Here is a 21,175-nt window from a genome sequence, read left to right on the forward strand (position 1 = left end):
CATCTACGCTGCAGACCCGCCAACGGAACTGCAGATAAACCAAATGGCTGTAGTCATCGCTATCCTGTGCATCGCTTTGGAACTGCCCATCGACTTCGAGCATGTGCGCACTCACTACGAAGTGGCTGTAGCCGATGGCTACGGTCCCAACAGCAATGACCCCGACTGTCGCTGGGACCTTTCCTGGCTCAGCGGTATGCCGGAAACGAAAACCTTGCGCCCCGGTGGAGAAATGCTCCGCAGCCGTGCCCGCTACTACCGCCAGTTCTTTTTGCAGAACACCTTGCAGGTTCCCCAACAAAAGGCAGAACTTGCGGAAGCGCTGTTCGCGTAAGAATGAATGGCAATTCCCCTCTCAGGCGCTCCGCGCCAGCTCTCCCAGAGGGCGAGCCAAGTATTTCGGCGTTCACTTTAGTATCTTGGCTCTCCCTGGGGAGAGCTGTCAACGAACTGCGTAGCAGTGAAGTTGACTGAGAGGGGCAATCAAAAAATTTTGAAAGGAGATTTTACTTATGGCAATTCAAGAGCAAATGAACAAAAAATCTTTAGTAATCAACGTGGAGGATGGTGTAAATACCAATGGCAGCATCAAAACTAAAGCCCGCACCTACAGCGGCATCAAGGCGGAAGCTACTGCTGAAGACTGTTTTGCAGTTGGTACTGCGTTGGGTAATCTCATGGCTAACACCGTCCAAGGCATCGCGTTGAGCGAAAAAGTTGATTTGGTAGAACAAGCGTAAGCACGTCTTTATTTCTCGGCCCCCTTTTAAGGGGGCTGCTGAGGAACGTAGTGACGAAGCTGGGGGTTTTCTAACGCTAAACAAAACCCTCAGTCAGCTGCGCTACTTCGTAGCTTGCTGCCAGCTCCCTTGAAAGGGAGCCAAGCTTTATATAACATTGAAGGGAGATTTTAACTATGGATAAGACTTTGGAATTAGTATTTAAAACTGAGGAAGGCTCTAAGAAGACCATTTCCGTGAGCAACCCCCGCGAAGATGTAACCTATGACGATGCAAAAGCTGCAATGGACACTATCGTGGAAAAAGCAGTGTTCAAAGGCACCGAAGCCGCCGGTGAAATCAAAGAAGCTTACGAAGCACGCATCCGCACCAGTGATGTAACCGTGTTGCTGTAATCTTGTAAATTCCCCTCTCAGGCGCTCCGCGCCAGCTCTCCCAGAGGGCGAGCCAAGTTTTTCGGCGTTCGCTTTAGTATCTTGGCTCTCCCTGGGGAGAGCTGTCAACGAACTGCGTAGCAGTGAAGTTGACTGAGAGGGGTTCGCTATCCAAGGAGGTTCATATGGAACTTGACCAATTTTTGGCAGCAGCTGCCGATTACGGCTTCCCCATGCTAGTGAGCGCCTACTTGCTCATCCGCATGGAAAACAAGATTGACAAGCTCAGCGCCAACATTGAAGCATTGACCAGAGTGCTTGCTGCAGCATAAAAAACGAAAGGCTTACGTAGACGTAACAATCTACGTAAGCCTTTAATTTTATATGTTAGCGTAAGCCCTACATAAACAGCCTCAGCAGGAACACCACTGCCGCGCCAATGGCAGCGAAGACGATGAACGCAGGCATCAGGAAGAAAATCAAGCTCACAATCACGCACAAGATAAGCAGCGTCATTAAAATACCACTGCCGCAACCAAAGGTATGCACCTTGATTCCCGGAGGCACGTTGCCGTAGCCTTGGTCGTCACCATAGCTGCCGCGCTCACCATAGCCGGCGCCACTGCCATAGCCCTCTCCAGCAGCTACGTCCTTAGTATCCACAGTACTGCCATCTTCTTCAATAGTCACACCGTCAAAAGTATCCCGTTCGTCAGGCGTCAGCACTTGGGCATCAATCTTAAAACGGTAGTGGCAATAAGGACACTCCGTAGTCCCTTGCTCCACTTCGCGTCCGCAAAAATCACATTTCATAGCTATCTCCTTTGTTATGACAACAACAAAATCAGCAAACCTTCCTCATTAATATAACGAGGATCGTGCTTGATCATGCTCAAAGCCTTCTTGATCTCCCCGCTGGTTCTGTGGAAAGCTTGGGGAGGAACGCCCCAGCACATGGTGGAGATTTGGGCAGAATCGTAATTATACACGCCATTGGCCCAAATAAACGCATCGATAATCCCTGCAGCCCAAATTTCCCGACGCAGGATATTTTCCACATTTTTGCCGCTCCAATGGACGAAATCCGCCCACATGGTCTGCGCCAAGAAAATATCATGGGCAGAAAAAGCAAAAGGCCTCATCATCTCCGCAATGCAATGGGTAATCTCATCCTGGCGTATCGGTTGTGGCAGCAGCTGCTCCGGCGGCAGATTAGTTTCGTAATCAAAATTATCCACCCGCACAAAGGCTGCGTAAAGTAAAGAAACATGGCGCAGGAAGATGGGATAGCGGGCAATAAACTCCTTCCAAGACAGCTTGCCACCGTTACGCAGGGCCACGTAGGCTTTGCAGTCCTTCATCACCTTCATAAAACGCTTGTAGGCAGCAGGCAGCAGCACCGTGCCCCGCAGGCAGTTCATCACCATGCTGTTATTATAGAAAATATGCCCCATAAAGTACATATTCTTGGTGTCCACATCATCGCCTATGGGCAGCATCAGCATATAGTCCTGCCCTGTAAACACGTTGATGCAGCTGTACAAGCCGTCCTCCGTGCGTCCTTCCACGGAAAACAGCACCAACTCCGCCTTTAGCAGCTCCAAGAGCACATCGCGGCTCACCTTGCCGTCGCGGGTAAAGCCCCCTGCGCAGAATTCATCGTAGAAATGCTGCAGGGGAATCTTGTCATTTTCAATCATGTGGTAGTCGAACAGGAAATAATCCCAAAAGCACTGGAGATATTCCGGTGTCCCCGGTTTTTCCTCTGCCGCACCGCTGAGCAGCACGCCGCCGTAAAGGAAGTTGGCGCGCTCCACATCCCTGCGGAAACGGCTGTGGCTAAAATAGGTCTGCAAGGATTGCATCAAATCGTTGAGCCTTTCGCCAATGTTCAAAAAAACTTTGGCAGGCAGATCAGGGGTGGAGTACAAATTGTAGCGGTCCACTTGGGACTGAAAATGCCCTGTACTATCCAAAAGCTGCAGCTTGCCGTCCACGATTAGCTTGGCTTTAGCCTCTGCAGGCGCATTATTTTTAGTAATAACCTTCTTCTTTTGCAGATGGCTGTACAAATCAGCCATAGTATCCAAAAAATCTGCTACATGATCAGCATCCAAGGGAAAATCCGACACGTTACGTCCGCACCAGCCTACGCAGTCAATAAAGTCCTCCCTGCGCATATCCCCCAAAAAGTTCTCAGAATTGCCCAAGAAGATGCAGAGCATAGTAATGTGCTCCCATATTTGCATCAGCCGATCATTATCAGCACCCTGCCAGGATTTGGTGCGCAGATAGTTATCCACATAATTCTGGCGTAGCACGCTGTTCCATTCCGGGTCCTGCTCATAAAAATCAGCTACATAATCAAAAACGTTATCCATATCTATTCCTTCACTATTCCTTCCGCTGCCGCATACACAGCCTGCAAAGGCACATTTTTCGCTGCAGCTACGGCAGCAGCGCTGTCATACTCCACGTAGGTGCGCTCCCCTACAGGAGTGACCACAGTCTTTACCGCCACAGGGCCGTAGACCGTCTCCACTACGCCTGCACGTCTGGGCAGCACCGTACGCTCCATAAGGCAATGGCGGATGCCAATGGTAGTGGTTTCCGCGAAGATAATTTTTTCCATAGCTTCCCGTGCCTCCACTTGGCACAGTACCTGCAACTGCCATGCTGGGCGCTGCTTCTTCATATAGGCAGGCAGGATTTGTACATCCAGCGCCCCTGCCGCCAAAAGCCGCTCCATAGCGTAGCCCAAAACTTCACCGCTGCAGTCGTCAATATTAGCTTCCAGCTTGCACACTTTAGTAGCGCTGCACGGAGCCTCATGCTCAATAAGCAACGCGCGCAAAATGCTGGGGCGTTCATAAGTACGCTTGCCTGCGCCCAAGCCCACTGCCGCAATGGTAAAGTCCGCAGGCAGCACGTCGCTGGTTTTAATGGCCGCCACTGCCGCTGCACCCGTAGGTGTAACGAACTCCCCTTCCACCGGCAGAATGCGTACCTTCAGCTTATAGTCACGCATAATGTTAGCCGTTGCCGGCACAGGTACGGGTAAGATGCCATGTTGGCAGCGGATGGTGCCCTGGCCTTCGCACAACACAGGGACGATGACCTCCTCCACCCCTAAACTGTCTAAGCAAACAGCAATAGCCACAATATCCACAATGGAGTCAATGGCGCCTACTTCGTGGAAGTGGACCTGCTCCTTGGGCACAGCGTGGGCTTTGGACTCTGCCTCCGCTACAATGTCGAAAATACGCAGCGCTGTAGCACGGGCACGCTCCGTCATCTGCACCTGCTGAATAATATTGATAATCTCCGGCAGGCCACGGTGCTCATGGTGGTGGTGATGCTCGTGGGGCACGTGCTCATCATGATGATGTTCATGGTGGTGCTCATGTTCTGCATGGGTATGCTCGTGATGATGGGCGTGAGTGTGCTCATGCTCCTGTACAGGAAACGTATCGTGACGAAGCTCGTCATGGCCATGATGATGCTCGCCTTCCCCATGGAGGAACGCCATATCGTGGTCATGGTTTTCGTGCTCCGCATCCAGCACCACATCAAAATCGCAGCAATCCACGCCTGCTTTGCTTACGCGGCTGATTTTATAAGTAAAGCCGTGGGCAGGAATGGTGCTTAAAGCTTGCTCCAGCGCCTTACGGTCAGCGCCCACATCCAGCAAAGCTGCTACCAGCATATCACCACTAATGCCCGCATTACATTCTAAATAAAGAGACTTCATTTCAATACCTCGTTCATGCTACCTGTTCTGTAGCCTTGTAAATCTATAGTAACATAAGTAAACCCGCTATTTTGTAAAACCTTTGCAACATCTGTCCGCAAGGGCTCCGCCACAAGGCGCGCCATTTCTTCCGGCAGCACTTCTATCCGCGCCAAATTACCATGGACCCGCACTCTGAACTGGGTAAAGCCTGCCTCGAACAAAAACTGCTCCGCCTGCGCCACAGCCTCCAGTTTAGCTGCGGTAATCTGCTCCCCGTAGGCAAAGCGCGATGCCAAACAGGCAAAGGAAGGCTTGCTCCAGGTGGCTAAGCCCCTGCTTTTAGAAAGGTAGCGGATTTCTTCCTTGGTCAAGCCTGCATCCTTCAAGGGACTGTGCACTGCCAATTCCTGCAGTGCCTTGAGACCAGGGCGGTAGTCACCCAGATCATCCAGATTGGAGCCTTCGCACAGCACAGCAGCCTGCGCCCGCGCCATATCGAGGAAATGGCTAAAGAGCGTCTTTTTACAGGTGTAGCAGCGGTCCTTGCGATTTGCTGCAAAGCCTTTAATCTGCAATGGATCGAAAATATAGTACAGCTGGCGTAAGCCCTGCGTCTTGCAGAAGGCTGCTGCTTCCTCCACATCACGTTCCGGTACCAAGGCACTGATGGCAGTAACAGCCATAGCATCCTCACCCAGCGCTTCCTTGGCAGCATACGCCAAAAGAGTGGAATCTACGCCGCCGCTAAAGGCAACCATCACACGCCCCAAAGCACGCAGATTGTCTAACAACGCCTCATATTTTGCTTCCGCTTGGGAATTATACAGCATCACCATAGCCTATTCCTGCCTTCCGCCCACTGCCAGACGATTGATCTGGGTGGCAATATAGCCTGCGCCGTAACCGTTATCAATATTCACTACGGAAACGCAGTTAGCACAGGAGTTGATCATGGTCAAAAGAGCGCTGACACCGTGGAAGCTAGCGCCGTAGCCCACGCTGGTGGGCACAGCAATTACAGGGTTACGCACCAGTCCGCCAATAACGCTGGCCAAAGCGCCCTCCATGCCTGCCACCGCCACTACGCAGTTAGCCTGCTGCAAAAGCTCCGTCCGCGCCAACAAACGGTGCAGACCGCTTACGCCCACGTCGTAGATACGCTCCACATGGCTGCCGAAAAACTCCGCCGTCTGCGCAGCTTCCTCCGCCACAGGGATGTCCGCCGTACCTGCAGTACACACCGCAATGCAGCCGATGCGCTTTTTAGCAGCACGCTCCACCTTCAGCGTCCGCGCCACCGGGTCGTAAACAACCGCAGGCAGCACCTGCCGCACCAGTTCGTACTGCGCCTCTGTCGCACGGGTGCCAAAAACTTCCCCCTGCTCTGCCGCTATCTTTTGGTAGATAGCCTGCAGGTACGCGTCCGGCTTACCTGCGCAGTACACCACTTCGGGGAAGCCACTGCGTATTTCCCGATAGGTATCGATTTTGGCGTAGCCCATATCTTCAAAAGCTTTGCGGTCAAAATAACGCTGGGCATCCGCCACACTCATGGCGCCCCTTTGCACCTGCTCCAAAACACTCTTAACGTCCACTTCAAACTCCCTTATAATTAGAGGCTGGGACTACCAAGTCATCGTTCTCATATCCCTAGACGAATCATTGCGATTTTAGCTCTTGTAACCCCCTGTCATCTCGCTACGCATCGATGACATCCCCCTCAACAGGGGGAACAAGGCACTGTAGCATATTTCCCATAAGTGTACTTAGAATATCTAGTAGACAAGCGGAAATAAACCTAAAGTGTCTTGGCTCCCCTGCTAGGGGAGCTGGCACCCATGCCACTTCAGTGGTATGGGTGTCTGAGGGGTTATAAATGAGCGTTAAGAAATCGCACGTGAGTCGGGATATGAGAACATGACTATACTTGTCCCAGCCTTAAACTCTTCTACTTATAACAAATTTTTAACTACAGCCAGTTCCATTTCGTTGGCAGGAATAATCTCCTCGTGAAGCACAGGCAGATCCTCCAGCGCCAACATCCGCGGCGGAATTTCTACACCTGTCTTAGCATTGAGCTCCTGCAGATTAGCAAAGGGATCCTTGGACACGTTTTGGCTGTCATCCAACGCTTCCAGCACACTGTCGCTAAACTTGTAGGGACTGGCAGTGGAAAGTACCACAGTGTAGGTATCGTCACTGGTCAGGAAACGATATTTTTCCAAAGCACGCCATGCTACCGCTGTATGGGTATCCATCAAATACTTATAATCGCTGTAAATGCGGCCAATAGCTTCCTTAGTTTCCAGCTCGTCCACCCAAGCGCCGAAGAACTCACGTTGGATACGTTTCAGCACATCGCTGTCAACCTGGTAGAAGCCTTCCGTATTCAGACGTTTCATATAGTCCGCAACTTCCACTGCATCACAATCCGTAACATTGTACAGCAAACGCTCCAAATTACTGGATACCAAAATATCCATGGAAGGAGAAATCGTCTTAAAGAATTCACGGCGCTTGTCATAAGTACCGGTGTTAATAAAGTCGGTCAATACATTATTACTGTTGGAAGCGCACAGCAAACGCTCTACAGGCAGGCCCATCAGCTTAGCGTAGTAGCCTGCCAGAATATCGCCAAAGTTACCGGTGGGAACTACAAAGTTAATGGAATCCCCCGCTTGAATCTTGCCTGCTTTAACAGCATCCACATAGGCGCTGAAGTAGTACACAATCTGCGGCACCAAGCGTCCCCAGTTAATAGAGTTGGCGGAGGAGAAGCTAAAGCCTTTCTTGCACAGCTCGCTGCTTAAATCAGTATTGCCAAAGATTTCCTTTACACCACGTTGAGCATCGTCGAAATTGCCTTCGATACCGAAAACCTTGACGTTCTTGCCCTGTTGGGTAATCATCTGGCGCTTTTGGATATCGCTGACACCTTCGCAAGGGTAGAAGACTATAATCTGGGTGCCTTCCACATCAGCAAAGCCTTCCAGTGCAGCCTTGCCCGTGTCGCCGGAAGTAGCTACAAGGATGACTACTTTGTTCACTTCGCCTGTTTTCTTCATGGAACGTGTCAAAAGATGGGGCAGCAGCTGCAGCGCCATATCTTTAAAAGCGGAGGTAGGACCATGCCACAGCTCCAACACGCCTGTATTATCGTTGACCTGCACCAAAGGCACAGGATTTTCGCCAAATTTGTCAGCACTGTAGGCAGCAGTTACGCATTCGCGCAGCTCGTCCTCGCTAAAGTCAGTCAAAAACTGGAGCAGCACATCAATCGCACGCTCCGTATAAGGCTTATTGCCCATAGCTTTAATATCAGCCATACGCAGCTGAGGAATATTTTGGGGCACAAACAAACCACCGTCATTTGCCAAGCCACGGGTAATGGCATGGGCAGCAGATACTAAATCGGTTTTACCGCGAGTAGAAACGTATAACATAATCTAACCACCTTTACGAGCTCCCACTGCCGCCACAGCGGCACTCCCAAAAGAGCAGGAGAATAGTTTATCTTTCTAAATCAAGACTTTTCCCTAGCCTGAGCCAAAGGAAATAGGTACAAAATTATAATATCATATTTGCCCCGTCGTCACAAGCATTATTAATCAAAAATCAAGGGTGCGACCACTGCTTTGGTAGCTTTTTGTAAATCTGCGGGAGCAGCGATAATCTGCATGCCCCGCTGACCTGCACTAATGGCAATCTCATCCCATAAATCGCAGGTTTCGTCCATGTACACAGGATAGTTCTTTTTAGCGCCCAAAGGTGAGCAGCCGCCGCGGATGTAACCGGTAAGGGGCAGTACTTCCTTCAGGTGCACCAGCTCCGCCCGCTTGTTGCCGCTAACCTTGGCAAGAGCCTTTAAGTCCAACTCCCCATCCCCGGGGATAACGGCAAACATAACGCCGTTCTTGTCACCGCGTACGCATAAGGTTTTAAACACTTGGGCTGCAGGCATGCCCACTTCCGCTGCCACATGGACAGCGTCCAGATGCTCTTCGTCCACAGGATATTCTACAAGTTTATAAGTAATCTGCAGCTCGTCCAAAATGCGGGCTGCATTGGTTTTTTTGTTATGCTTCATAGGAAATCTGCCTCCCATACTAGAGAAATTATAAACAGAACGGATTAACATTTAATTTACCAAATTCATTCCTTGTCACCATTATCATCAACTTGGGCTTTCAAAAGATTTTGTAATGATTCTTTGCTTGGAAGCACTGTTTCATATTTGCTCGCAAAAATTTGGCTATTATCTTCAGGTAACGTCATTTCTACTACAGCTTGATTTTTATCTTTACACAAAATAATACCAACAGTCTTATTTTCATCTGGAAGCTTAACTTTTCGATCATAATAATTTACATACTTTTGCATTTGCCCTATGTCTTGATGTTTTAATTCACCAATTTTCAGATCAAATAACACAAAACAGCGAAGAAGACGATTATAAAAGACTAAATCTACCCTAAAATGTTCCTCGTCAAAAGTAAAACGAACCTGTCTGCCAATAAAAGCAAATCCAGTTCCCAGCTCTAATAAGAATTGCTGTAAATGGTCAATTATTCTTGTCTCTAATTCCGTTTCTGAATATTCCGGTAGTTCTTTTAATCCGATAAATTCAAGAATGTAAGGATCTTTTACCATATCCATTGGCGCTTCTACAACTTGTCCCTGCAACGCTAACTGTGCAATTTTTTCTTTGTTTGTGCTAAGCGCTAAACGTTCATAAAGTGAGCTGTTATACTGTCTCTTTAATTCCGTTAAGCTCCAATCGTTCTTTGCAGATTCAATCTCATAAAAATGTCGTTCATCAACATTAGAAATTCTCATTAATTTTAAGTAATGGGACCAACTTAAATAAAATTTTCTACCGGTACTAACAGTAGGATGATTATTGAATTGGCTAAATGCTGTTTCGCCAATCTGGTCTTTTGCATACACTTTGTAAAATTGTCGTATATTCTTTAAATTGCCAACAGAAAAACCTTTACCAAATGTTTTAGTTAGATGCGCAGAAAGGCTTACTAAAAGCCGTTGTCCATATTCAGCACGGTTTTTGCCACTTTGCTCTTCTTCAACAATTCTCTTACCAATTTCAAAATACGCATAAACCATTGTCAGATTAACTGCAGTCTTAACATTTTTTCGTGCATTAACCAACATTTCTGAAATTTGTTGCAAAAATTCCTTTCTAACTTGTTCCATAGCCATCCACCCATTTATATAGTCATTAATATCTTTTGAATTTACATTTAAGTAATATTTAAATGTTCGTCTTTTCATTTTACCACATTTCTGGGGATAGGGCAAAACACCTGTACTTAATCAAAGAGACTCAATATACTAATTGTAATCTGCCTAAAAGATTTCCATAAACAGACCTGTTATATAGATGCACTTCCTTCTGTATTAAATTTTGTACTGAACATTACTATACAAAAAATTCCGTCCTTATAAGCTAGAGAAATTCCACGTTCTTTGATATAATAACTTTATATAAAATGTGCTATTTTTTCTTTGGAAGTGATAGAATTTGAAGGTTAAAATCATCTGCGGCCAAATGGAAGTTACTCCCGGCCGTCCCGATGTAAACTACAACAAAATATTGCAAGCCATGGACGAAGCCCGCGCACAAGGCGCCCACATCCTGCTGCTGCCGGAAATGTGCCTGCCAGGCTATCTCATTGGCGATTTATGGGAACAGCAAACATTTTTAGATGACTGTGAATATTATGCGCAGCAAATCGTTAGCGCCAGTCAGGATTTATGCGTAATGTTCGGCAGTGTCGCCGTAGAACCCGGCAAGCTCAACGAAGACGGACGTGTGCGCAAGTACAACGCTGCTTTCGCCTGCCAAAACGGCAAACTGCTGGGAGGCTACCAAGGACGCAATTTTATTATTAAAAACTCCCTGCCCAACTACCGCGAATTCGACGACTGCCGCCACTTCTATAGCCTGCATAAGCTGTGTGCGGAGGAACACGCCTCTGTAGAAACAGCACTCCAGCCTTTGGAGCTGACCATTGCAGGCGAAACAGTCCGTATCGGCCTTATGCTCTGCGAAGATGGCTGGACGGAAAACTACCATTTAAATGTTCCCCAGACTTTGGCGCAGAACGGTGCCCAAATCCTCTGCAACCTGTCCTGCTCCCCCTACACTTTGGGCAAGAATAAAAAGCGTAACCGCCTTTTTAGCGCCCAAGCTAAGGAAGCAGGCATTCCCTTAATCTACTGCAACAACGTAGGCATCCAAAACAATGGCAAGAACATCTTTACCTATGATGGCTGTACCTCTGCCTATAATGGCGACGGCACCCTTGTTACTTCTGCCGAAATGTACGCCGATACTTTGCTGCCTCTCACCTGGGACACAGATGCCAGCACCATCATCCCCACCTGTCCCCCTGCTACGCTGCCTCAAGAACCCCGTTCCGTCTACATGGCGCTGAAATACGGCACCAGTAAATTTTTGCAGCAATGTGGCATCAAAAAGATGACGGTAGGCCTTTCCGGCGGCATCGACAGCGCTGTTACAGCAGCTATGTATGCTGATATTTTAGGAGCGGAAAACCTGCTTTTGGTCAACCTGCCCTCCCAATACAACTCCGATACCACCCGCAATCTCGCCTACCGTTTGGCGCAAGCTTTAGGCGCTAACTACGCCGTGCTGCCCATTACGGACAGCTACCAAATGACGGTAGCACAGCTGGAAACTACGCCCATTACCTGTCTGGGCACGGGCGCAGCATTTCATCTAGAGCTCAACGGCTTGGTCAAAGAAAATATTCAGGCCCGCGACCGCGGTGCCCGCTTAATCGCCTCTGCCTCTGCCGCCTTCGGCGGTGCCTTCAGCTGCAACTCCAACAAGGCGGAACTAGCAGTGGGCTACGCCACCTTCTACGGCGACATTGCCGGTGCTTTAGCTATGATCGGCGATTTGTGGAAGCATCAGGTCTACGCTTTAGGCCATTATCTCAACGATACTGTTTTTCAAAGAGAAGTTATTCCCGAAGAAATCTTCACCATCCGCCCCAGTGCGGAACTATCCGATACCCAGACCGTAGGCAAGGGCGGCGACCCCTTGATTTACACCTACCATGACTACCTGCTCCGTGCCTTTATCGAAAATTGGCACAAGACCACCCCTGCCGACATTTTGCGTTGGTACAAAGCAGGTACCTTAGCAGATGAACTTGGTTGCAGCCAAGCTGCTTTAGAGGAAGCATGCCCCACTGCCCAAGCTCTCATTACTGACTTGGAGCGCTGGTGGAAGCTCTTCGCAGGTTTTGCCGTTGCCAAACGCATCCAAGCACCGCCGGTGCTGTCCCTCACCAAGCGTGCCTTTGGCTACGATCACCGTGAAGCCCAGCTCACCCCCTACTTCTCTAGAGAATATTACCAACTAAAGGAAGAACTGCTAAAGTAAAACTTGGTCTATATCGTCCCTACGCCCCCGCCTAATGGCGGGGGCTTTTTCGTGCGCAAAGAAAGCGAAATGAACGTTACTTTACCCCATTATTAGGCATACTAAACAATAAAATTTTCTACCTTTCCTTTGTAAATTCACCATTTGTGATATAATATAGATAAGGAGCAGTATGACATATAAGTATTTAGTACTTATATTGAACACACTGTTTTAGAAAAAGCTAAATATGTAGGAGCCGGCGCTGTCAAAACATTATGATAGCAGTTGGGTGGTTCGTCAGCAAACACGCGATGATTAAAGCTTTTTCCCAAGCGCCACAGTAATAGGAATAACAATTTCTTTACCATCTCTAACGGATGGTACTATTACACTGCCTACATTTAACTGCATACAGCAAATAGTATCATCCTCAATTTTCACGAAAGGATTGATGCTATTTGAAAAAGCAACGTAACGAAGAAAAAATTCAGTGGCATCCGCCATTTTGTAGCGCAGCAGAATTAGAGTTGCGACATGACGCGGATATTTTGGAATTTATACAGGAACTACCACTAAGCAAAAAGCCATTGAATATTGATTTGTTCATCATTAAGAAGATGAACAACAGAACGATAAAAAATGATATCGGTAAACTTTTCCGCAAAAACAACATCTGTGAATATAAAGGTCCAGGAGACTATATCAGCATAGATGACTTCTATAAAGCTATTGCTTACGCTTGTTTATACAAAAGTCTCGGAACAGAGGTGGATGAACGCCCCGCATCGCAAATCACCATTTCTCTAATTCAAGAGACTCACCCCAAGTTGTTGTTCAAACTTCTACCTAAAAATGGTGTTTCTGTTAAATTGGCGTACCATGGCATCTACTACATCGACGGTAACATACCTTTTCCTATGCAAATGATTGTTACCAAGGAATTGGAAAAACTCAATCATAGTCCTCTCCGAGTCTTAACTAAAAATGCGGATAAAGAAGATGTTCGACAACTTTTAAAACTAGCCAATGAATTAATGTCACAACGCAATAAAAACAATTTTATGTCAGTAGTAAACGCTAGCAGTTCTGCTAACATCACAACTTATGACGATATAAAGAAGGAGGATGAAACTATGGCTGGAATTATAGAAATAGCTGAACGTAAAGGTAGAGCTGAAGGCATGCTGCAAAAGGCTTTAAGCACCGCTAAAAATCTAAAAGCAATGAAAGTTCTCAGTGATGAAGAAATCGCTAAAGCGACCGAACTCACCCTCGAACAAGTAAAGGCTATAGCTGTCTAATCTAAAAGATAACTATTCCCTACGCCCCCGCCTAATGGCGGGGGCTTTTTGCATACAAAAAGGTCGGGATGCTGCCATCCCGACCTAAAGTCTGTTCTCACAAGTTGTCAATTTGTGTAGTTTTTCCTGTTATTTGTTTAGATTATTTCTTTTCGATGAGTTTCAAAGGAGCAGAAACCTTTGCTTCAACCTTTTCGCCTTTAGCAGCTTTTACAGCTACTTCCAGACCTTGTTGACCCATAATTTCAGGTTGTTGAGCGATGGTTGCGCTCATGGTGCCGTTTTCAACAGCTTTTACGCCGTCAGCAGTGCCGTCGAAACCAACGATGAAAATTTTCTTGTTGGCAGATTTAGCAGCTTCAATAGCGCCCAGTGCCATTTCGTCGTTTTGTGCGAAAATAGCTTGGATACCGGGGTTAGCTTGCAGCATGTTTTCTGCTACAGTCAAACCTTTGGAACGGTCAAAGTCTGCGGATTGTTTTGCAACAACGGTCAGTTTAGCGTCAGCGATTTTGTGGAAGCCTTGACCGCGTTCACGAGTAGCGGATGCACCCGGAATACCTTCCAGTTCAGCAACTTTTACTTTTTCACCCAGTTTTTTGATAATGTATTCAGCAGCCATTTCGCCGCCTTTTACGTTATCGGAAGCAACCAGGGAAGCAACGGTGCCTTGGTCAGCGCTACGGTCCAAGCATACTACAGGAATGTTAGCCTTGTTAGCAGCTTTTACGGAAGTAGAGATAGCAGCGGAGTCAACAGGGTTAACCAGCAGAACGCTGATGTTTTGTTGCAGCAGGTCAGCTACGTCATTAGCTTGTTTTGCAGGGTCGTTTTGAGCGTCAACAACTTTAACGGTTACGCCCAAATCTTTAGCTTTAGCGTTAACGCCTTTAGCCAAGTCTACGAAGAAAGGGTTGTTTTGGGTAGAAACGGAGAAGCCAACAACAATTTTTTTGCCGTCAGCTTTCGGAGCAGCCTTCTTGTCACCGCTGCTGCAGCCAACAATCACCATAGCCATAGCTACGATGGCGATTAATACCAATAAGATTTTTTTCATTTGTGAAAATTCCTCCTAAGCTTTTTTGCGGTCCATGAGGACTGCCAGTAAAATTACAATACCTTTGACAACTTGTTGATAGAAGCTGGATACATTCAAAATGTTCAAGCCATTGTTCAGAGTGCCGATAATCAAAGCACCGATGATGGTGCCCACAATACGGCCTTTACCGCCGCTAAGGCTGGTGCCGCCCAAAACAACGGCAGCGATAGCATCAAGCTCATAACCGGTGCCTGCAGTGGGCTGAGCACTGTTCAGACGGCTGGTGAGGATAGCACCTGCCATACCGCACAGAAAACCGGTAACGGTATAAGCAAAAATCTTAATGCGTTCGATTTTGATACCTGCAATATAGGAAACCTTTTCGTTGCCACCTACAGCGTAGGTTTTGCGGCCTAAAGTAGTCTTATGCAGGATGAAATAAAGGACGCCGAACATAATCAGCATCATTACCGCAGGCACAGGCAAACCGAAGAAATAGCCTTGGCCGAAGGTGTGGAACAATTCGTCTTCAGTCAAGCTGCTGATGGGGTTGCCGTTGGTATAAACCAAAGTCAGGCCGCGGAAAATGGTCATGGTCGCCAAAGTAGCGATAAAAGGCGCTACCTTGCCGTAGGTAATAACCAGACCGTTAACGGAGCCTAAAATAGCGCCTAAAAGGCACGCCAGCACAATGCCCAGAACAGGGTCCATACCGCTTTTAATAAAGCTGCCCATAACTACGCTGGACAAAGCCAAAATACTGCCAACGGACAAGTCGATGCCGCCGGTGAGGATGACGAAAGTCATACCGAAAGAAATCAGCGCGTTGATGGAAACCTGACGCAGCAGGTTCTTCAAGTTGCTGGGGTCGATAAAGCTGCTGTTCAAGCAGGAGATTACTGCAAACAGCGCCACCAGTCCGATAACGGAACCGGATTTTTTCAACATTGCTTTTACATTCATTTTTTATTGCCCTCCCGTTGCCAGTGACATGATTTTTTCCTGATCCGCTTCGTCGTGAAGCAGTTCTCCGGCAATGCGTCCTTCATGGATAACCATGATACGGTCGCTCATGCCCAAAACTTCGGGCAGCTCGGAGGAAACCATAATAATAGAAACGCCTTCAGCAGTAAGTTCGTTCATCAGCTCGTAGATATCGCGTTTCGCGCCTACGTCAATGCCGCGGGTAGGTTCGTCCATAATAATGATGTCGGGCTTCATGCCCACCCATTTAGCAATAACGACTTTTTGCTGGTTGCCGCCGGACAGGGCGCCTGCTTCCAAATCAAGGTCTGCAGCCTTTACCCCCAGCTTAGTCGCCATTTCGCTGGCAAAAGCAGTCAAATCACGGAAGTTGATCACAGTCTTCTTCGCAAAACTATCCACACTGGGCAGAGCAATATTGCGCATAATGGAAAACTCCAAAATCAAACCTTCGCTCTTACGGTTCTCCGTAACAAAGCCAATGCCTGCGTTAATGGCATCTTCCGGCTTTTTAATAACCAAAGGCTTGCCCTTCAGCACAAGTTCGCCACTTTCACAGCCGTCCACGCCGAAGATAGCACGCATGATTTCCGTACGGCCTGCACCCATCAAGCCAGCTACGCCTAAAATCTCGCCTTTGCGCAGATTAAAGTTGATATTGTGGAAAAGACCACTTTGGTGGAAGTTTTTAACCTCCAACACCACTTCACCGGGCTTGTTGCGGCGGGGCGGGTAGAACTCCGTAATGGAACGGCCAACCATATCGTGAACAATATCGCCCAAGGAATATTCCCCTACAGGCTTGGTTGCAACGGAAACACCATCACGCATAACGGTAATGGTATCGCAGTTATTGAACACTTCTTCCATACGGTGGGAAATATAGACCATGGCTACGCCCCTCTTTTTCAAGGAACGCATTACTTCAAACAGCTTTTCCGTTTCTCTTTCCGTCAAAGCAGCAGTAGGTTCGTCCATAATTACCACTTTGGCATCTACCAAAAGGTTACGCACGATTTCCGTCATCTGCTGTTGCCCCACGGAACATTCCCCTGCTTCCGCATCCAAAGGCAAATCAATCTCAATCTCTTTGCACTTTTCTTCCGCAATACGGCGCATTTCCTTAAAATCCAGCACACCAAAGCTATTGGACACGCTGTGCATCATAAACAGGTTCTCCAAAATGCTCAGGTTAGGCCAAATATTCAGCTCTTGGTGGATGAAGGCAATACCATGAGCTTCTGCTTCCAAAGGATTTTTAAAGCTTACTTCCTTGCCGTCCACGAAAATCTGGCCTTCATCCTGCTTATGAATACCGGTCAAGATGTTCATAAGGGTGGATTTGCCGGCACCGTTTTCGCCCATCAGGGCATGGACTTCACCGCTCTTCAATTTTAAATTGACGCCTTTTAATACTTGGTTCGTACCAAAGGCTTTATGAATATTTCTTAATTCTATCTCCATAGGTATCCCACCTTATTAGAAGAATACGTTACTATGCAGGATGACATTGGCATAGGGAGTGATTTCGCCGGTGCGGATAACGCATTTCGCTTTTTTAGTAGCTTCTTTAAAAGCTTCGTGATCCACATCCATAATCCATTGCTCCGTGGGGAACAGCTCCTTCATAGCTGCAAACACAGCAGGATTGCGTTCTTCCATTTCGCTGGCGATTTCTACTTTTTCAATAACCATGTTCTTAGCAACTTCAGCCACAACTTCCATAAAGGAAGGTGTACCGGGCTTCAAAGCCAAATCTATCTTTTGCACGCCTTGAGGTACGGGCAGACCGCAATCACCGATAACGATGGTATCGGTATGACCTAAATCAGCCAGAACCTTAGCAATAGCGCTGTTCAACATTCCACCCTTTTGCATTATTTCAGCATCTCCTCTACTTCATTAAGATAAGGCATACCGCCTTGGGCACCCAGCTTCTGCACAGAAAGCGCAGCAGCAGCGTTAGCAAAGCTGATGCTATCGTACATGGACTTGCCATTGGCGCGGGCTACAGCAAAAGCACCGTTAAAGGTATCTCCGGCACCGGTTGTATCCACAGGCTGTACCTTGAACCCGGGCACATTGTAAACTTGGCCCTTTTCCGCATAGGCTACGCCCTTGCTGCCCAAGGTCATGATTACTTTGCCTTGGTTGCGGCCTAAAATATCCGCCTTGCCTTGGCCGTCAAAAAGGATGGCAGCTTCATGCTCGTTGGGAGTCAGGTAGGTAACCTTTTCCAACAGCTCTGCAGGCACGGGGGCAACAGGCGCAGGGTTAAGCATAACTTTGACACCTGCAGCAAAGCATTTTTCAATAACGTAGGCATTGGTAGCCGCAGGGATTTCGTGCTGCAGAAGCACCATGTCCGCTTGGCTGATAGCCTCCCACGCTTCGTCAATCAAAGCAGGGCTCACCAAATCATTGGCAGCCTTGATTACAATAATGCTATTGTCATCCTCCGCAACAGTAATATGGGCAGTACCGCTGTTTTCACCGGGCAGCACCTTTACATAATCGGAGTTAACATTATTCTCCTTTAAAGCTTTCAGCACCAGTTGGCCGTATACATCATCGCCGATGCAGCCTACCATGGTTACATCTGCCCCTAAACGTGCAGCTGCTACCGCTTGGTTAGCGCCTTTGCCACCGGGAGAAACAGTCAGACGGTTGCCAAAAATGGTCTCACCGGGTTTGGCCCAGCGATCGCATTCCACTGTAATATCAATATTACAGCTGCCGATTACTACGATTTTAGCCATAATTTCTACCTCAAAACGTAAATTATCTTACCTTAACACATATTAAAGCTATACTAAACAATATCCATCGGGATATTATACCACAACACAACAAAAAATTCCCGTAAATTTTACAAATTTTACAAAACTCTTGTCTAAATCACGCTTTGCAGCAATTTTTCGTAGGCTGTAGTAATAGCGCTGGGCTCCAGCAAATCCTGCAGATAACGTACCTGCTTGCGACTGGTTTTGGGACGGGTGCCCTGCCAATAACGGATGGCAAGCTGCCACAGCAGGCGTAACCGTCCCTTTCTCTGCTTGTCCTCTCCTGCCATTTGCCACAGGTATTGATACCATTGGCGGAAGATGTCCATATCGTCCACCATAGTACTGCGGGAAACATTGGCCACCATATCACGAATACTGCGCAATGCCAACTGCAGATAAGCAACCTGCAGTGCAGGGGCTACGCCTGCCTTCCCTGCGCGCCGTACCAGCAATAGGTAGAGCAGCTGCAGTTCGGGGTAGGCAGCGCAAGCGTTAGGGAAACCGTCCCAACGGGCGTACACTGTAAAATGCAGTCCTAGCTGTCCCAAAATATTCTGCCAAAACTTGATGTCATTGTGGCGTACTGCACCCCACAGGACGATTTCTAAAAGCAATGTAGTTTGGCTGCGCCAACCGCGCCTTGCCATCCGCGCCGCCAGATTCAACCATTCGCTCCAAAAGTTATCTGCACTAGACGTAGCACCGTACTTCCGCAGCCAAGCGCAAGCAGGCTTGCGCAAAAGCTGCGGCTCTACCTCCCGCCTGTCACAGACGGCAAAAGCCACTGCCAAAAGCCATTGGCGCCCTGCTTCCGCTAGGTCGCCCTGAGCCATAAGCCGGCAAAAATGCTTCCCCGCTTCCGCGTACCATTGAGCGAACAAATCCTGTCTGCGGCAGCGCAGCGCTCCTAGCAGCACGTCTTCCGCTAGCGCTAACCACAACGGTGCATCCGCCACTGCCATAATCTGCCCAAAGCCCTGCCTTGCGTCCTCCTCCCTACCTTGGCGGAGAGCAAGGCAGACATCTAAAGCTAATGACTTATCCATAAGCTTACAGGTTAATATCGCCTTCGTAAACAACGCCTGCTACGGGGTCGAGGGTTGCCAAAGCACCGTCAGGCAGCACAGTAGAGGCTTTAGCTGCGCCTACAATAACGGGCAGGCCGCAAGTAATGCCCACAATAGCGGTAGAACTGGTCAGGCCGCCTTCTTCCGCAATAATCGCAGCTGCTTTACTGCTGGCAGCAGGTACGTATTCGTCGTTGAGGACGTCCACTACCAAAATATCGCCTTTTTGTAATTTAGAGCTAAAGTCTGCTGCGGTGCTGCATACGCACAGCTTGCCGGTTACGGAGCGTTTGCCGATACCGGTACCGCTGATTAATTTATTTCCCACTGTTACCACCTTGATTAAATTCGTACTACCCGGAGTACCGATGGGCACACCGGCTGTAATAACTACGGAAGCACCGTAGCTGATGGCGCCGTTACGCAGCGCACATTGCAAAGACATTTCAATCATTTCGTCAGTATTGGCGCTGTAGGGTCCCAGCAAAGGTTCCACGCCCCAATACAGCTGCATTGCCCGCACGCTCTTAGGCAGACGGGACACAGCCACAACCTTGGAATTAGGTTTATATTTAGCAATCATCCTAGCAGTAAAGCCGGATTCCGTAATGGTCAAAACAGCATCCGCTTTGATTTCCTGAGCAATCTGCGCTGTAGCATGGCTGATAGCGTCAGTGGAATGAATGCGCTCACTGATACCCTTCTTGCGGAAAATATCCACATAATCCAAGGATTTCTCCGTGCGTACGGCAATCTTCGCCATGGTCTCTACTGCTTCCAAAGGATATTTGCCGGATGCAGTCTCGCCACTGAGCATAATTACATCACTGCCGTCAAAAATAGAGTTGGCAACGTCGCTGGCTTCAGCGCGGGTAGCACGGTAGCTGTTAACCATGCTTTCCAACATCTGGGTAGCAGTAATAACAGGCTTGCCTGCTTTATTGCAGCGGGCAATGATGTCTTTTTGTACCAAAGGTACATCTTCCGTAGGAATTTCTACGCCCAAATCGCCGCGGGCAACCATAATGCCATCGGAAGCTTCAATAATCTCATCAATATGCTCTACGCCGGCAGCGTTTTCAATTTTAGAGATAATGCCCATGCTGTAGCCATTTTCTTCCAATACTTTGCGAATAGCAATAACGTCATCCGCCTTTTGCACAAAGGAAGCTGCTACGTAGTCCATCTCATTTTCAGCAGCAAAAAGAATGTCGGACTTATCCTGCTCGGACAGGAAGGGCAGCTTTAATTCTACACCGGGGCAGGCAACACGCTTACGATTGCTTACTTCGCCACCATTGACAACCACAGTGTGGATTTCACAGCCGTCAATGGCAGTAACGCGCAGGGAAAGCAAGCCGTCAGCTAAGAGGATGCTGCTGCCTACGTTCAATTCTTCCGGGAGACCTGCATAGTTAACATGGGCCTTGTGAGCATCGCCCATGTATTCTTCCGTAGTCAAGGTGAACTCGTCACCTTCGTTCAAAACAACTTTACCGCCGGCAAAAAGACCTAAACGCATTTCCGGTCCTTTAGTATCAGCGATGGTAGCAATGACTTTGCCTGCGCTATTGGCAGCTTCACGCACTAAAGCCAAGCGTTTGCCATGGTCCTCATGGTTGCCGTGGGAAAAGTTGAAACGAGCCAGGTCCATACCTGCCAACATCATTTTTTCCAGCAAAGCTACATTATCCGTACTGGGACCCATGGTGCAAATAATTTTAGTTTTCTTCATTC

General features: G+C 48.1%; 20 protein-coding genes and 1 pseudogene. 6 read left to right on the forward strand and 15 right to left on the reverse strand.

Annotated elements, in window-relative coordinates:
* From ACJMM4_RS01535 to ACJMM4_RS01550, 4 genes and pseudogenes are all read left to right on the forward strand, one after another.
* A pseudogene (locus ACJMM4_RS01535) lies at positions 1-334 on the forward strand (hypothetical protein); the annotation flags it as partial.
* A gap of 178 nt (positions 335-512) precedes the next feature.
* On the forward strand, positions 513-740 hold the full coding sequence (locus ACJMM4_RS01540) for a DUF1659 domain-containing protein (RefSeq protein WP_405381104.1): 228 nt from the start codon (positions 513-515) through the stop codon (positions 738-740).
* A 176-nt stretch (positions 741-916) separates the two neighbouring features.
* A complete protein-coding gene (locus ACJMM4_RS01545; protein WP_405379827.1) occupies positions 917-1,135 on the forward strand; it encodes a DUF2922 domain-containing protein in 219 nt (72 codons plus the stop codon).
* Positions 1,136-1,299: 164 nt separating this feature from the next.
* Entirely contained in the window at positions 1,300-1,446 is a 147-nt protein-coding gene (locus ACJMM4_RS01550; protein ID WP_405379825.1) for a YvrJ family protein, read from the forward strand.
* Between the two features lie 67 nt (positions 1,447-1,513).
* On the opposite strand, the gene ACJMM4_RS01555 is transcribed toward ACJMM4_RS01550, so the two are convergent.
* The 8 genes from ACJMM4_RS01555 to ACJMM4_RS01590 form a co-directional block, all read right to left on the reverse strand.
* A complete protein-coding gene (locus tag ACJMM4_RS01555; RefSeq protein WP_405381106.1) occupies positions 1,514-1,927 on the reverse strand; it encodes a hypothetical protein in 414 nt (137 codons plus the stop codon).
* A gap of 14 nt (positions 1,928-1,941) precedes the next feature.
* Positions 1,942-3,495 carry a hypothetical protein gene (locus tag ACJMM4_RS01560; RefSeq protein WP_405382780.1) on the reverse strand — a complete coding sequence of 518 codons (1,554 nt, stop codon included), beginning with the start codon at positions 3,493-3,495 and terminating at the stop codon, positions 1,942-1,944.
* A 2-nt stretch (positions 3,496-3,497) separates the two neighbouring features.
* Positions 3,498-4,865, reverse strand: coding sequence for a nickel pincer cofactor biosynthesis protein LarC (gene larC, locus ACJMM4_RS01565; RefSeq protein ID WP_405382782.1), 1,368 nt, complete (start codon positions 4,863-4,865; stop codon positions 3,498-3,500).
* Positions 4,862-5,683 (reverse strand): ATP-dependent sacrificial sulfur transferase LarE, encoded by an 822-nt coding sequence (larE, locus tag ACJMM4_RS01570; protein WP_405382784.1) that lies wholly within the window; start codon positions 5,681-5,683, stop codon positions 4,862-4,864. Before larE ends, larC begins: the two co-directional genes overlap by 4 nt.
* Before the next feature lie 3 nt (positions 5,684-5,686).
* A complete protein-coding gene (gene larB / locus ACJMM4_RS01575) occupies positions 5,687-6,442 on the reverse strand; it encodes a nickel pincer cofactor biosynthesis protein LarB (protein ID WP_405381114.1) in 756 nt (251 codons plus the stop codon).
* 357 nt (positions 6,443-6,799) lie between these two features.
* Complete coding sequence (gene thrC, locus ACJMM4_RS01580; protein ID WP_405382786.1) at positions 6,800-8,290, reverse strand: threonine synthase; 1,491 nt, start codon at positions 8,288-8,290, stop codon at positions 6,800-6,802.
* 161 nt (positions 8,291-8,451) lie between these two features.
* A complete protein-coding gene (gene ybaK / locus ACJMM4_RS01585; RefSeq protein WP_405381118.1) occupies positions 8,452-8,934 on the reverse strand; it encodes a Cys-tRNA(Pro) deacylase in 483 nt (160 codons plus the stop codon).
* Between the two features lie 65 nt (positions 8,935-8,999).
* On the reverse strand, positions 9,000-10,058 hold the full coding sequence (locus ACJMM4_RS01590) for a YhcG family protein (protein WP_405382788.1): 1,059 nt from the start codon (positions 10,056-10,058) through the stop codon (positions 9,000-9,002).
* A 328-nt stretch (positions 10,059-10,386) separates the two neighbouring features.
* Between ACJMM4_RS01590 and nadE the strand changes: the two genes are divergently transcribed.
* Together nadE and ACJMM4_RS01600 are read left to right on the forward strand one after the other, a co-directional pair.
* Entirely contained in the window at positions 10,387-12,279 is a 1,893-nt protein-coding gene (gene nadE, locus ACJMM4_RS01595) for an NAD(+) synthase (protein ID WP_405382790.1), read from the forward strand.
* 440 nt (positions 12,280-12,719) lie between these two features.
* Complete coding sequence (locus ACJMM4_RS01600) at positions 12,720-13,562, forward strand: hypothetical protein (protein WP_405381136.1); 843 nt, start codon at positions 12,720-12,722, stop codon at positions 13,560-13,562.
* A gap of 142 nt (positions 13,563-13,704) precedes the next feature.
* Here the strand turns inward: ACJMM4_RS01600 and ACJMM4_RS01605 are convergent, their stop codons facing one another.
* The 7 genes from ACJMM4_RS01605 to pyk all read right to left on the reverse strand — a co-directional run bounded on the left by ACJMM4_RS01605 (position 13,705) and on the right by pyk (position 21,173).
* Positions 13,705-14,619: a D-ribose ABC transporter substrate-binding protein gene (locus ACJMM4_RS01605; RefSeq protein WP_405381138.1), complete on the reverse strand. Its 915-nt coding sequence runs from the start codon at positions 14,617-14,619 to the stop codon at positions 13,705-13,707.
* 15 nt (positions 14,620-14,634) lie between these two features.
* Positions 14,635-15,564, reverse strand: coding sequence for an ABC transporter permease (locus tag ACJMM4_RS01610; RefSeq protein WP_405381140.1), 930 nt, complete (start codon positions 15,562-15,564; stop codon positions 14,635-14,637).
* 3 nt (positions 15,565-15,567) lie between these two features.
* On the reverse strand, positions 15,568-17,049 hold the full coding sequence (locus tag ACJMM4_RS01615) for a sugar ABC transporter ATP-binding protein (protein ID WP_405381142.1): 1,482 nt from the start codon (positions 17,047-17,049) through the stop codon (positions 15,568-15,570).
* 15 nt (positions 17,050-17,064) lie between these two features.
* Entirely contained in the window at positions 17,065-17,463 is a 399-nt protein-coding gene (gene rbsD, locus ACJMM4_RS01620; RefSeq protein ID WP_405381144.1) for a D-ribose pyranase, read from the reverse strand.
* The gene (gene rbsK, locus ACJMM4_RS01625) at positions 17,463-18,344 is read right to left on the reverse strand and encodes a ribokinase (RefSeq protein ID WP_405381146.1); all 882 of its coding nucleotides are present in this window, start codon (positions 18,342-18,344) and stop codon (positions 17,463-17,465) included. The genes rbsD and rbsK overlap by 1 nt, the downstream gene beginning before the upstream one ends.
* A 134-nt stretch (positions 18,345-18,478) precedes the next feature.
* Entirely contained in the window at positions 18,479-19,417 is a 939-nt protein-coding gene (locus ACJMM4_RS01630; RefSeq protein WP_405382792.1) for a hypothetical protein, read from the reverse strand.
* Positions 19,418-19,421: 4 nt separating this feature from the next.
* Positions 19,422-21,173, reverse strand: a complete 1,752-nt coding sequence (pyk, locus tag ACJMM4_RS01635) for a pyruvate kinase (RefSeq protein ID WP_405382794.1) — start codon at positions 21,171-21,173, stop codon at positions 19,422-19,424.
* Between the last annotated feature and the right edge of the window lie 2 nt (positions 21,174-21,175).

This window comes from Phascolarctobacterium sp. (genome assembly GCF_045124115.1).
Lineage (GTDB): Bacteria > Bacillota > Negativicutes > Acidaminococcales > Acidaminococcaceae > Phascolarctobacterium_A.

Excerpts from the sequence above, each read along its gene's own strand:
- ACJMM4_RS01540 (WP_405381104.1), top strand. The coding sequence starts at position 513 with ATGGCAATTCAAGAGCAAATGAACAAAAAATCTTTAGTAATCAACGTG.
- ACJMM4_RS01545 (WP_405379827.1), top strand. The coding sequence starts at position 917 with ATGGATAAGACTTTGGAATTAGTATTTAAAACTGAGGAAGGCTCTAAG.
- ACJMM4_RS01550 (WP_405379825.1), top strand. The coding sequence starts at position 1,300 with ATGGAACTTGACCAATTTTTGGCAGCAGCTGCCGATTACGGCTTCCCC.
- ACJMM4_RS01555 (WP_405381106.1), bottom strand. The coding sequence starts at position 1,927 with ATGAAATGTGATTTTTGCGGACGCGAAGTGGAGCAAGGGACTACGGAG.
- ACJMM4_RS01560 (WP_405382780.1), bottom strand. The coding sequence starts at position 3,495 with ATGGATAACGTTTTTGATTATGTAGCTGATTTTTATGAGCAGGACCCG.
- larC (WP_405382782.1), bottom strand. The coding sequence starts at position 4,865 with ATGAAGTCTCTTTATTTAGAATGTAATGCGGGCATTAGTGGTGATATG.
- larE (WP_405382784.1), bottom strand. The coding sequence starts at position 5,683 with ATGGTGATGCTGTATAATTCCCAAGCGGAAGCAAAATATGAGGCGTTG.
- thrC (WP_405382786.1), bottom strand. The coding sequence starts at position 8,290 with ATGTTATACGTTTCTACTCGCGGTAAAACCGATTTAGTATCTGCTGCC.
- ybaK (WP_405381118.1), bottom strand. The coding sequence starts at position 8,934 with ATGAAGCATAACAAAAAAACCAATGCAGCCCGCATTTTGGACGAGCTG.
- ACJMM4_RS01590 (WP_405382788.1), bottom strand. The coding sequence starts at position 10,058 with ATGGAACAAGTTAGAAAGGAATTTTTGCAACAAATTTCAGAAATGTTG.
- ACJMM4_RS01605 (WP_405381138.1), bottom strand. The coding sequence starts at position 14,619 with ATGAAAAAAATCTTATTGGTATTAATCGCCATCGTAGCTATGGCTATG.
- ACJMM4_RS01610 (WP_405381140.1), bottom strand. The coding sequence starts at position 15,564 with ATGAATGTAAAAGCAATGTTGAAAAAATCCGGTTCCGTTATCGGACTG.
- ACJMM4_RS01615 (WP_405381142.1), bottom strand. The coding sequence starts at position 17,049 with ATGGAGATAGAATTAAGAAATATTCATAAAGCCTTTGGTACGAACCAA.
- rbsD (WP_405381144.1), bottom strand. The coding sequence starts at position 17,463 with ATGCAAAAGGGTGGAATGTTGAACAGCGCTATTGCTAAGGTTCTGGCT.
- rbsK (WP_405381146.1), bottom strand. The coding sequence starts at position 18,344 with ATGGCTAAAATCGTAGTAATCGGCAGCTGTAATATTGATATTACAGTG.
- ACJMM4_RS01630 (WP_405382792.1), bottom strand. The coding sequence starts at position 19,417 with ATGGATAAGTCATTAGCTTTAGATGTCTGCCTTGCTCTCCGCCAAGGT.
- pyk (WP_405382794.1), bottom strand. The coding sequence starts at position 21,173 with ATGAAGAAAACTAAAATTATTTGCACCATGGGTCCCAGTACGGATAAT.